At 33.5% G+C, this 13395-nt stretch carries 10 protein-coding genes; 2 read left to right on the forward strand and 8 right to left on the reverse strand.

Annotated elements, in window-relative coordinates; translation table 11 throughout:
• Positions 1 to 301: 301 nt before the first annotated feature.
• A complete protein-coding gene (locus ACFQU5_RS07215; protein ID WP_390286554.1) occupies positions 302 to 901 on the reverse strand; it encodes an S-layer homology domain-containing protein in 600 nt (199 codons plus the stop codon).
• 116 nt (positions 902 to 1017) lie between these two features.
• Positions 1018 to 1827 (reverse strand): stalk domain-containing protein, encoded by an 810-nt coding sequence (locus tag ACFQU5_RS07220; protein ID WP_390286205.1) that lies wholly within the window; start codon positions 1825 to 1827, stop codon positions 1018 to 1020.
• Positions 1828 to 2044: 217 nt separating this feature from the next.
• Here ACFQU5_RS07220 and ACFQU5_RS07225 point away from each other — a divergent pair, with 217 nt between their 5' ends.
• Positions 2045 to 3142 (forward strand): integrase core domain-containing protein, encoded by a 1098-nt coding sequence (locus tag ACFQU5_RS07225; RefSeq protein ID WP_390286207.1) that lies wholly within the window; start codon positions 2045 to 2047, stop codon positions 3140 to 3142.
• 284 nt (positions 3143 to 3426) lie between these two features.
• A complete protein-coding gene (locus tag ACFQU5_RS07230) occupies positions 3427 to 3729 on the forward strand; it encodes an integrase core domain-containing protein (protein ID WP_390286209.1) in 303 nt (100 codons plus the stop codon).
• A gap of 369 nt (positions 3730 to 4098) precedes the next feature.
• Here the strand turns inward: ACFQU5_RS07230 and ACFQU5_RS07235 are convergent, their stop codons facing one another.
• The 6 genes from ACFQU5_RS07235 to ACFQU5_RS07260 all read right to left on the reverse strand — a co-directional run bounded on the left by ACFQU5_RS07235 (position 4099) and on the right by ACFQU5_RS07260 (position 13364).
• Entirely contained in the window at positions 4099 to 6159 is a 2061-nt protein-coding gene (locus tag ACFQU5_RS07235; protein ID WP_390286211.1) for a hypothetical protein, read from the reverse strand.
• A 1498-nt stretch (positions 6160 to 7657) separates the two neighbouring features.
• Entirely contained in the window at positions 7658 to 8218 is a 561-nt protein-coding gene (locus ACFQU5_RS07240) for a copper amine oxidase N-terminal domain-containing protein (RefSeq protein WP_390286213.1), read from the reverse strand.
• A gap of 471 nt (positions 8219 to 8689) precedes the next feature.
• On the reverse strand, positions 8690 to 10087 hold the full coding sequence (locus tag ACFQU5_RS07245) for a WG repeat-containing protein (RefSeq protein ID WP_390286215.1): 1398 nt from the start codon (positions 10085 to 10087) through the stop codon (positions 8690 to 8692).
• Positions 10088 to 10734: 647 nt separating this feature from the next.
• Positions 10735 to 11598 (reverse strand): hypothetical protein, encoded by an 864-nt coding sequence (locus ACFQU5_RS07250; RefSeq protein WP_390286217.1) that lies wholly within the window; start codon positions 11596 to 11598, stop codon positions 10735 to 10737.
• A gap of 210 nt (positions 11599 to 11808) precedes the next feature.
• Positions 11809 to 12780 (reverse strand): HNH endonuclease, encoded by a 972-nt coding sequence (locus tag ACFQU5_RS07255; RefSeq protein ID WP_390286219.1) that lies wholly within the window; start codon positions 12778 to 12780, stop codon positions 11809 to 11811.
• 359 nt (positions 12781 to 13139) lie between these two features.
• A complete protein-coding gene (locus tag ACFQU5_RS07260) occupies positions 13140 to 13364 on the reverse strand; it encodes an SHOCT domain-containing protein (RefSeq protein WP_390286221.1) in 225 nt (74 codons plus the stop codon).
• Positions 13365 to 13395 lie beyond the last annotated feature (31 nt).

Here is a 13395-nt window from a genome sequence, read left to right on the forward strand (position 1 = left end):
AGTAAATTAATTTCAGCTTTTGTTAACGGTTTTTCACCAGACTCTATCTGATTATTTAAAAACCTAAGAATTTCTCTCGCGTTGCTTTTTAAATGAATTCGATTTTGATTGACTAGTTCAATATTTTCTTCAATGTACTTCCTTGCAGTGGTAAACTAATTCATCCACTGTTTTATTAATTTTTGAAATGATATCCTTAATATCCAATACTATTGCCCCTTTAAAATTATTTCCATTTAGGATATCGGTAAAGGAATAAAATATTTTAGGCTACTCTTTTGACTTACTTATGAAAACTTTTTTAGCAATTAAAATAGCCTCCACAGATTGGGAGGCCGTTTCTGTATAATTGACGCTCGGCATTCCTCTTTGGATCGAACTTATTATTATAGCCATTTAATAACATATCCTCGACGGCATATCCAACAGCATCTTTTGCATAATCCTCATTCCGATCTGCATCACTGAATGATATTTTATCAGCATAGCCCGTTGCATCTACACCTAATGTTCTTACAAATAGAACGGTCATTTGTTCCCTGGATAGGTTTTGTCCCGTACCAAATGTTCCCTCACCATTTCCTTTTATTAAACCCGCATTAGCTGCAACTTCAACATATTTATAAGAATAATGATTAGCTGGGACATCTGAGAAGGTCGTCTCTTGTGGAGGATTATTAACATCCAAGTTAAGGGCTTTTGCTAAAATACTAACGAAGTCTTGTCTAATAATCTTGCCAGTAGGGTCAAATTTACCACCGTCCTTACCATTTATAATACCTGCTTCTGCCAATTGTAGAATGGTATCCTTTGCATACGTGTTATTTAGGTTGAAAAAGTTGTTTCTACAGTTAATGTTGGAACGGTGGTGCTCGTAATTAGCAAAGTAGTAAGTACTAATTTTGGATTTTTTTCATTCCAATCCCCTATTTTTTCCTTTCTATCCAGCAAACTAAAAAGGCAGAGAAAAATATAAAATTTTTTCTCCACCTATAAACAATTTATTTGTTCATAAAATTACTTTATATCTAAATCTCCATCTTCACCAGAGAATTCTAATAACTCTTCATTTTCAGCAATATCAATTACTTCGCCAGTGATTTCTGCATCTTCGAATTCATCCCAAATATCGTCTGCAATAGCATTGATGAACCTTTCTATCTTCGTATCTGAAAATTCTAACCAGTCGCTATTATCATTATCATCTAAATCGATTTCAATTTCTACTTCGATATCGTCTGCATCTCCATTTAACGAAATGTCTAACTCCAGATCCTCCCAACCGCCGTAGTCGTCATTTAGTTGATCTTCTAGATCATCAAGGGATGCAGTAGATTTTAATTTTAATTGTCTTTCTAATTCAGCTATTTTAGCATCTTTCGTTTTACTTGCTGCTTCTAATTCAGTAATTTTAGCATCCTTCGTTTTACTGTTTTTTTCTAATTCAGCAATCTTATTATCCTTATTTTTAACGAAGTTTTCTAAATTGTAGATTTCATTTATCTTTGCTTGTAGTTCATTCCTTAATAATGATTCATTCGGATCCGTTATGTAGATAGATTTACTTGAACCTTCCCATCGAACGTTCATATTTAAGGCGCCAGATAAGGAGCGAACAGGTAGATAAGTAGTTCCATCAACCATAATTGGCGTTACATCTTTAGATACTTGAACACTATTATTTAAAATCTTAATTTGAGGGTTTGTCTCAACTTTTTTCGAGATTACAGCTGCTTCAGAGACATTCGTTTGTGCAAATAGCATAAATCCAGCAACCATTGTTGTAGCAATACCTTTTCCCATTTTCGTAAACGTTTTTTTATTCATAGTATTCCACCTCTCATTTTCTTTACAATATTTAGTATATATTAATATGAGAAATATTGGTAGTAAATATATATTTTTCTATATATTACATTTAATTATAGAATTTATAGTACGGAATCGTCATATTAAACGCAAACTTCCTTCGAGCTATAGAAGTTCTATAAATGTTTATATAGAATAAATGGTAAAAGTATGTAAATCACTGGGAGGACTCGAAATGGCAGCTACTCGTTCGTTGATACTATTCTTAAAAGAATGGTGTCGTTATTTTTTAAAATTTCTGCACCTATACTTAAAATCATCATATGCAAATAAAATGGAAAATATCGCTTTAAGAAGTCAGCTAGCATTGTATGTACAACGATACGAAAAATATAAACTTCCAAAACCAAGACCGACTCCAGCTTTTCGCCAACTTTGGGTATTGCTTTCAAAGCACATAGAAAACTGGAAAGATTACTTAATCACTGTGAAACCCGAAACAGTTATCAAATGGCATCGAACAGCTTTCAAATTTTATTGGAAACAAAAATCAAAGAAATTGGGACGTCCAAAAACTTCTCTCGAAACTATTGGCTTAATAAAAAAGATACACAAAGAGAACTCATTATTATCACCTGAGAAAATTCATGAAAAACTTAGATTACTTGGAATTAAAGATGTTCCTGCACCAAATACAATTGCTAAGTATCTTCCTAGCTCTCGAAAACCACCTACTGAAAGGCAAATCCAATCATGGAAGACATTTTTAAAAAATCATCAGTCAATAACTTGGGCAACTGATTTCTTAACAATTCCAACGTTAACCTTTGGCGTACTTTATGTATTGGTGATTATTGATCATCAAACTCGAAAAATTGTTTGTTTTGGCGTTACCTATAATCCAACTGCACAATGGACTATCCAGCAATTTAGAAACGCCACGCCATTTGGTGATGTACCAAAATATCTCGTTCATGATAACGATCCCATTTTCCGCTCCAAAGCATTTGAACGCTTTTTATCTTCATCGAGTATTACTTCAAAGAGAACGGCCTATCGTTCACCGTGGCAAAATCCATATGCAGAAAGGGTTATTGGTACGATTAAACGAGAACTATTAGATAAAATCATTCCACTGAATCAACTACATCTGCGAAAACTACTTCATGAATACATAAATGACTATTACAACACTAATCGGACGCATCAAGGACTTAAAGGTAAGACACCAGTTACTTCGCCAATCTATATGCCGACATCTGCAGCGGAAACAAAACTAGAAGCAACACCTGTATTGAACGGTCTTTATCATACATACAAAAAGACAGCATAAATCTTCACTAGTATTTTTTGAGCCTCTATCAAAAGGTTTATTTGTCTTGCACTTTTTTAGTTCCTCATAATTTCCTCGGATATACGCCTTCACTTTTTGACCAGAATAGTTAATGATTGTGGAATAAAAAAATGTATTACTCTATGGGAAATAAAGTAATTTACCTAGAATTTTAATTTTTGAAGGGGACAGTCCAACAATTTAGAAACGCCACGCATTTTGAATGTGTACTGAAATAGCTTGTTCATGATAACGATTCGATTTTCCAATCTAAAGCATTTCAAATGTTCTTATCATCTCCAGAAATCACTTCTAAGAAAACAGCTTATCGTTCAACATCGCAAAATCCAAATGTAGAAAGAGTCATTCGTACAATTAAGAGGGAACTATTAGATTACATCATTCTATTGAACCAATTATACTTACGTAAAATACTTCACGAATACATAAACGATTATTACAACACGAATCGAACACATCAAGGCATTAAAGGTAAAGTACCCTTGCCCGACAAGCATAACAGAAACAAAACTAGAAAAACACCTATGTTGAATGGTCTTTATCATACATACAAAAAAGAAGCATAAAAGCCTCATTACTTTTTAAAAAGCCTTCAATGAAAGGCTTATTTGTCATGCACTTTTATAACTCCTATCAATTTCCCACAGTTATTTTCTTTTCATATAGTCCAACCTAATTACATATTATCGTATAAAAAATGAGCCCCCCTATGAAAAATAAAGTGATTCAACTAGAATTTTAGTTTTTGAAGGGGACAGCTTCTCAAATACATCCTCTAATACTATAACAGAGACCGAACACATCAAGGAATTAGTGGAAAAAACCATTTTTCATAAATTAAGTATTTAAAGAGGACAAAAAAACTCTGAAGAGATTTCTCTCAACAGAGTTTATAAATATTAATAGATATAACTATCCCAATATTTAATATTATATTATTTTGTAACTTTTACTACTGGAGCTGAATCAGCAGAAGCTGTACGTTGCTCTAAAGTAATAGTAGCTGTTGAAACTGTAGCGTTGTATACTGTACTATCTGCAGCGATTGCATTTTTCAAGTTAGTTGCAAATGTTGCTGGAGTAGCATCGTATTGAACTTCGAAATCATTTGCAGGTGTTCCAGAAACTACTGTAAATGTTTCATTACCAATTTGAATTTCCTCACCTACAACAGGAGAAGCAACAACAGTGAAAGCGAATTGTGCTTTTGTTGCAGTAGTAACAGCGTTTACACCATTTACTGTAGTTACTACAAATGGAGCAGCAGTAACAGAAGTAATGTCGATTTCAGATGAGATACCATCAGTTGTACTAGTTAAAACAACTTGATCTCCAGAAACTGTTGCTACACCAGGGAATTCAGCATTAATTGCATCTGCTACTTGTTGTGCAGTTGATAATCCCGCTAATGAGATAGTTTCGCCTACTGGAGTTGTATATGCATCATCGATATCAAGTACTATTTCAGCAGTACCAGCAAGTGTTGAAGTAATTGCTCCACTAGTATATTTTGCAGATGTTGCATCTGATGTAGGCACATATGCAACAGTTTGTGATACAGCAGAAACCGCACCAGTAGAAACATCAACTTTAAATGTTACATTGATATCTTCTTTTCCATCAGTTACTACAACAGTAATTGTAGAAGAACCAGTTGCTTTTGCATCAACTGTGATACCAGTAGTTGTAGCTGCAACAGTTGCAACAGTTGTATTAGATGAAATAGCACCTTTAATAGTAAGTGTATCTAATGCATCTACATCAGTTGCTAGTTGATTAGCTGTTAAAACTAATTCATTAGTAGCAGAAGTAGCAGTAACATTTGTATCTAAACCAGTTTTAGCAACTGGTGCAGTATTGCTTGCTGGAGGTGTAACTACTGGATCAGCTACATCGATTCCATTTGTATCTTCATCTTTAATAGTAAGAGTATACTTACCATCTTCATTTTTCACTGCTTTAATTTTATAATCAGTTGTACCAGCTAAACCAGTAGTAATTAATGATTCAAACTGAGAAGATGTAAGTGGCTCTAAAGATCCGCTTCTTTCATCTTTGATATTTGAAGTTGAGTACTCAATCTCACGATATCCAGCAAAAGTGATAGTATTTTCATCTGTATCAATGTGACCAGATGCTGTTAACCAGTCAGTATGAGAATCTGGTACAGTTAATAGACTACCATCGAATTCTAGAGAAAGTGATTTTGAAGCAATTTTAGGGTCCTTAGATGAAAGTTTAATTGATACTTCTGCATCATCTTCAGCCGTAATTTTGACACTAGCTACTCCAGCTTCGTTGAATGTTGGTTTGAATGTTTCAGAATCATCAACTCCAACAGTTGTGTTACCAACTTTTACAGAACCTTTTTCAGCTTTGATAATAAATGATGCTTCTTTACCTGCAACTGAACCATCTACATATGGATTACCGTTTTGATCTACAGATGTATAGTATACTGTACCTGTTTTACCAGCTGGTAATGAAGTTACTGTATTACCGTTTGCATCTTTAATATATGCCTTAGAAGCTCCGAATTCAGCATCATCAAAGACAACGCGTTCACCAGTATCTTGTAAATCATCTGTATCTAATTCGCCTTTGTCATCACCATTATCGTAGTAAACTGTAGGTGTTGCAAATGCAGATTCTTCACCAACTAAGCGGAAGTTAACTTCACCACTGTTGTTAGTTTCTAATTCGATTTCTTTATCTGCTTCAACTAGATATACATTTTTATCATCTGTGTCAGCATTTTCGTCGATTAACCAAACTTCTTTATCAGAACCTTTGCTTAATTTATCTTTTGGTACTACTACAGATACCTTAGTATCATCTACTGCGTCTTTATCTTCGTCGATTAATTTCGCAGAATACGAACGACCACCAAGGTTATATTCAGTACCATCATATCTAGCTTCAATTGCAGCAATGCTATTTAAACCATCTACTGCAGCTGCTCTTTCAACACCATCTGTTTCCACTGATAAGTTCATATCTTGCTCGTTATCAAATGAGATAGTTCCTGCTACTGCTTGTAATGCTGTTTTTGTCCATACACCTGAATCTGTATTTGGAAGGTATGCAATTGGTGTTACTTTATCAGCATTTTCACCAGTTACAGTGAAAGTACCTTCACCTTTAGAATCAAGTTCAACGATAACTAATTGATAGTCATTTGAATCTTCTAGGTATGGGAATAGATTTTCTCCATCAAGACCGTTAGATCCGATAGCAGCATCAATTTCATCATAATCTTCTTCTACGTCTAAATCAATTTCAACATCATCACTGCTGAATCCGATAGCATCTGTTACATAAGCATCGTCAGCAACATCTTCGATATCAACATTTAAGTTTTCTTTAAATGCTACGAAAACATAATCAACATCTTCTGTTGTGTTTACAGTGTATTCAACTGAATCTGCGTTATCTAACTCAGATTTTTCTGTATCTGATTTGATAGTTAAAAGTGCTTCGTCAGACCAGTAAACTTTAGCTGAATCCTTAACACTTGCTTTGTCTGTAGCGTATGCTGCTACTGAATCAGTTCCATCATAGTAACGAGTATAAGAGTATGAAGCAATACCTTCTGCATTAGTGAACGCTTCTACTTCGATCGTTTCGTTGTTTTTAGTGTCATTAGTAATGTTGAAAGTTACAGGGATACCTGCTTTTGATTGACCCTCAGCAACTGTTACTGATGCAGATACAGTTACTTCTTTACCGATTACACCTTGTTGAGAAGCAACAGTTGTGCTAACAGCAGTTGGTAATACTGAAGATACTCCTGCAAATGTACCAAGTTTAGTACCAGCGTTTGTTACTGTGTATTCTTTACCGCCTTCTTGAGCAGATGTAGTTAATACAGCTACAGAAGAGTCAGTTTGTTTTACTACAGCGTTAGTTACAGTTAAACCTTCGATTGCAAATCCGATTGTGTTGATATCTTCGATTGCATCTTCAAAGTCAACTTCTACAGTTGTAGAGTTAATTGCTAATTCTGTGATTGTTATGATCGTTATAACTGTAACACTCGTTATGATCGTGACCTGTTAAACCTCAATTAAAGTTTTCTTTTTGCCCCAGAAAAAAAGAGCCACACAGGCTAACTGGTTCGGTTAATGGGTAGAAAAAACCTAAAAGCAATGTAATAACAACCCAATTAACATACATTTTAACAGTAAATTGGCAATGTAAATGGCAAGCAAAAACGCTCACTAGTTTAATCTGAGCGTTTTTCAGTATTATTTACTGTTTACTCTTTCCTTAGAAATAACACTCATTTTTTCGGGAATTATTAAATTAACCCGAAAGATGGGCTATATCATACTTAGGCCTTACCTTTATTATTAGAAATTCTACGGTAAGTTGATGCAGCAGTTTAATGTGTAATCTTTAACCTTAAAAAAGTACCCCATAAGGATAGACTATTGAATTTGTCTATCATATGAGGTACCTTTTAATCCCTATCAAACTTTTAAAGTGAGATTTTTATTTTTTTACAAAGGAGAAATCTCCTATATAATCGTTAGAAGTCGAAATAACTGCACCCGTCATGCGGTTACCTGAAATTGCGCCATTGAAATCTACGAATGAATAATTAGAAGGTTGTGTTACCCATTTAACACCTTCAATTTTAATACCTTTGGTAACCGTGTCATACTCGTAAAGAGCCACAATTTCTCCAGTTGGAACCTTTGTATTCGTTTCAGTTGGTCCAAATTTGATTGCAACCGTATCCTTTGAGAATTCTAATGTTGCTTTTGTTTCACCTTGTGAAGCTGTGTAGACACCTTCCCAAGTACCAATTAATGAAACTTGATCTGCTTGTGAAATTGAAACTGTTTTAGTTTTTTGATTCCAATTTACAGTTGCACCTAATGTTTCAGAAACAGCTCTTAAAGGTACATAAGTTGTCCCGTTTTCTACTTTCGGACTCGCTGTAGTAACTTGTTTTCCATTAACAATTAAAGTTATGTTTGTTGCTGCTATTGCAGTGACACTCACTGTTAAAAGCATTATAAAAAGAGCTAAAAATACCTTTTTCTTCATAAAATTCAAAACACCTCCAGAGAGATTATAAATCTATTTAGTGTCTAGAGCAATATTTAAAGGAAAAAATATCTAATTATATAGACTTTCATTACCGCCAATACTGTGTACGTTTGTAGGTAAAATTATTTAATAAATAAGTTCTTCTAGAATGAACAATAAAAGGTATTATTTCTATTGTTAAAACGCGAACGAAAGATCGTTCTATAATTAATATAAAGTAGGAACATTCGCATTTACTGAAGCGTAATATAAAAAATCAATTGTTAAAAGTGCTGAAACATGGTCAATTAGTCGATATGATGTAGGTTGCTAAAAGCGGAGAAATTAGCAAGCGACGAATTATAATCTAGTGTATTAGACTTTGTTAAAAATTGTAAGAATAATCATTTTCACCATTCTGGATATTTTCTATCAATAATATTATTTACGTATAAAAGAGACAGTCCGAAGACTATCTCCTATTATAATTTACAAATCGACTTCTTTAATAAATTCTAAAGTATTTGTATTTATTAATACATCAATTTCCTCTAAAGTTGATGGGTCTGTCACGCCACCCCAAATAATTTGATCTCCAACTCTCAGTACGGTACTAACTTTTCGGTCTTCACCAATCAATTCTTCACCTTTAGGAGAGATTAACTTATAATATTCGTTCCCTTTTTCCCAATGAGGTTCGTCATTATAAAATGATTCTTCTAATTGGATGCCTACTTTATTAGCAGCATTTGTGATTGGGTTTCCATCTAAGTCGTAGAAGTTCCAAACAGCTTCTTCACCTTTAAAACTTCTTGTTATGATAATATCATCTTCAATCCGCATACTATCACTTTCGAATACAACCTTACCATCTAAATTTAATATTTTACTTCTAATAACAAACTTGCCAGATTCAGCAAGCTTTGTATTCGTATATAATTTTAAATCGTAATTAGATATTTCATTATTTGTATATTGCACATCTTCAGTTGAAGGATAAGAGAACTCTTTTACTAAATTCCCTTGAAGCGAAAATACTTTGATTTTACTATCAATAACCGTAACAACTTGATCTTTAATTACTTCATAACCATTGAAGAAACCATCCTCTACCTCATTGAATTCTGGTATGAAATCAAGAGAGAACAATTCGCCTTTTTTATTGAAAACACCTTTGCTCGTTTTCAGATATCCATTTTTAAAGACATCAAAACTAATTGAAGAATCCGAATCAATTTCTTCACCTTCAACACTCTTTGAAATCTCGAATAGCTCATTACCTTCTTTATCAATTGCAATCATACGTGAGTTTTGCAAATCATCACGATCTTCTTCAATAGTTTCAACAATTGCAATACCATCAGAGAATTGTTGAACAGAACGGTATTGAGGTTCAATTACCCATTCCCCTTCTGTATTCATATAACCCCATAACAATCCATCATCTTCTCTTGGACGTTCATCCTGAATTGCCAATGCAATGAGTCCTCCTTGAATGATGGAAGCTTTTTCTGTTTCATAAACAACTAGATCATACTCGGGTAATGCGTGGTAATCGTTGTACTCCATATCCTTTATTTCGTTTGTTGGTTTTAAAACCCATTCGTAGTCGCCATTCATCATTGCATAATAAGTGTCACCTTCACGAATTAATTCTAATAAAATAACATCTTCATTTTCGAATGTATGAAGTTGCTCAATTTCAAATCCTTGTTCAACAAGCCTCATTTGTGTTTCTTCTTCTAGTGTTGCCTCTGTAGAAACTTCCTCATTGGCGCTATCTTGAATTTCCTCTACTTTTTCTTCTTGTTTAGTTTCTTGTTGATTGCATCCTACCATTAGGGCGGATACAGTTAATAATGAAGCTAATAATTTTCCATTTTTCATATTCGCTTTTCTCCTTGTTGCAATAGTTATTTCCTTTAAATTAACTTAGGGGGATGCCGTAATTTTTCTAATACTATTTAAAGATAGTATAGTTGAATTTGAATTCTCACACTTTTTACTGCATCCCCACTATAAATTAAAATGGTAAAAATAAAGGATTGGATTCCTTGGTAGTATATAAATACCATATCTACCAAGTTATATAGTATAACTATATCAGAATATATTTATTGTTGACTAGGTATTTTTATAGTTTTACTAAATCACCTCATTAGTACAACTCACCTAAATTTAAACATAAACATCCAATTTACTTATCGAATGTTACTTCACAATATGGCCCGTTTAATGAAAAAGGACTTCCCTTATTCAAGGAAAGCCCCGTTTGTTGATGATTTTACTTTAACATAATGCTTATAGGGCAAACATATTCAAAGTAGAGATCTTCACAACCTTTTTAACAAGTAGCCCCCCAACTGCTTGTCTTTTTGATAAAAAGTTCCAAATTTTCATCTAACACTTTCAAAAATATGTTTTGTAATCAGCTGCCAATGGAATAAATTAAATAATTTCATTGCCTTGCACATCACTAATTAATTCCTCATGCCCAATTGTTGAACATCACATTATTCTATTGAATAGTATCATTAACTTTTATTTTTAAACCTATTAATTAACCCTTTCGGACTATCACTATTTAAATTCGATAAAATTGCATCTTTTGATAATTTTTCACTAAACGATTTCGGACTATCCGTTATAGTTCCAATTATCCCTGTTATTCTGCTTGTAATTTCACTTTTGGACTCTTCATATTTTAATGTTTCAATTTTAATTTGCTTTTGTAAATCTTGCATTTCGAGCATATATTTATTACTTTCCGTTTGCGCTCTCGAATAACGAGATACTAGATTTCTATACTCTGGAATTTTTCGTTTTTTCATCTCTAACGATTCATTTCCAAAGAAGAAATCTAACCCTGCATGAATCATCGAGTCATTTACTTTGCGATCATATCGGTTACTTTCTATCTGAATCGCGGAAATCTCTTGATTTAAATTAGCAAGATCATTCTTAAATAAACGTTGCCCTTCTTGCAATGCAACAATTGATTTCTCAATCCAATTTTGTGCATCCTTTGGTGAATCTAGCATTAACCAGGTAATGCTAATATACGATTGAACAAATCCCATAAAATGAATATCAAACGCTGTCTTTCTTATTTTTGCACGTTGTATACCATATGCTTTAATGAACTCTTGCAAAGCATCTTTTAACATTCTTTTAGAATCCTTTGCATCGCGATGGTCTTCTCTTGCTTCTTCTAAATATGTTAAACCTACGTAAAACGGGCCATCCTGAATAGCCTTAATTTCATTTGCAAACATATCAAACAAGCGTGTCTGTTCAGCTTCTAATTTAATTAATTTATTTACAATTTCCTTTTTATCTTGCACACCATTATAAGTCTTGATTGCAGACATTGCCCCTGAAAATACAAAATCTATCATTATTTCCACTCCTTTTATAAGCACGAAGGACACTTCCCTTTTTACAGGAAAGCGCCCGATTATTGAACATCATATCTGTCTATTGGATAGTATAGTTGTACTATGCAATAGTAGTTAAACAAAATAAGAATAATGTATCAGTTCAAACCTCCACTAAATTTTGTGCGGTAATATAATTTTCGGTCCGATAATCAGTTATAAGGAATTTTTTTACCTAAATTCCGAACCTCCGCCCCAAATTTCTCTTCCACCTATATGACCTGTTTCAGCATGAATCTCTTCATCAACCAGTTCCATTTCTCCAGGTACTTCACTATGATGCCATGTATAACCTTCAGGCGTTTCATTTGCTAATATTTGTGCGAGTTGTTCATCTGTAAATACTCTAGCAAGTTCAGCATCTTGATTAATCGCTTCTGCTAATTGTTCATTAGCAGTGTAAAATTGTGTCCCATCACTTTCAAGATAAAACGATTGGGGAAGTGTTGCAGTATACTCACTTTCAAATATAGGAAAAACACCCTCAACAGCTTCTCCAGAAGGAAGCGTGACAACTTTTGATTCAAATTCGATACCAGTTATAGGATGGTATTCCCCTACTAAAACGTCATTACGTGTTTCAAGATGATGAATCTCAACATTTCCAGTAGTTCCTTCTATTCCACTTGCAGGAGAGGTGCCATTATCCACCATAGTATTATCAATTGTATCAGCTTGTACATGGTCATCTACACCATCAAGCTCTACTATGTCTAATGCATCTAATACGCCTACTGCAATTGTTGCAACAGCAACTGTCTTTCCGATTTCTTTTGCCCCATTAATCAATTGTTCTTTATCATTGTAAACTACTCCTTGAACAACATTTTTTCCACTTGTATATGTATTCTTAATTGAATATCCCACACCTTTAGCAGTTTTAATTGTAGTATCCTTTAATTCACTTATTCCCTCTTCACGTTTATGTTCATCTTTGTTAATTAGTCCTGAAGCTGTATTCCAAGTACCTTCGGCGATACCTCCTAAGATTGTACCTGTATTTGTTGAAGCATTTTTTACTTCTTCTCCAATTTCTTGTATGTACTCATTATTTAATTTCTTTCCTAGAAATTTCATTGGTTCGCCTGTTATTGTTCCTGCTACTTTACCTAAAAATGAACCAGTTTTTTTTATATCTGCCAAGTCAATATCCGCCTTTTTACAAAATAGTTTTGTATTCTTAATGCTATTTTATATTATCTCTTTCTAATTTTAGGTAATTTCACCTTAATAATATTATAGTATTAAAGTCTATTACTTCAACAAATTTTTACATTTACAAAGAATATTAGCACTATCATTTTGGAACCCCAGACTCAAATACATTTAATTATTAATTATCGATATTTGTCCAACAATATGGCCCTATAGCTGAAAAAGGCACAATTCTATTCAAGAATTGTGCTCGTTTGTGGAAGAACTTTTTCTATTGAAAACTATCCAACTATGCAACAAATATCGCTTTATGGCTAATCAAATAGCCCACTCAATTAAAATCCCGCTTAAACGTTAATATCACTAGAAAATAAAGCCGCTTTTCTTTTTTTAAACTCTTCTTTCGAAATTAATCCACCATCTCTCAAGGACTTAAGATTTTCCCACTCTGCCTTTCGCTTTTTTCTCTCTTGTTCTTCAACATAAGCCCAATCATTAGCTGTGCCACCAGATGTCATTGCATCCTCAAGTTCTTTTCCATTTAAATCCCATAGGAAATCCCATTCGCTCATAGTACCGATTCTCCAATCTGATATATATTGT

It is taken from the genome of Ureibacillus sp. GCM10028918 (genome assembly GCF_042666115.1).
Classification (GTDB): domain Bacteria; phylum Bacillota; class Bacilli; order Bacillales_A; family Planococcaceae; genus Ureibacillus.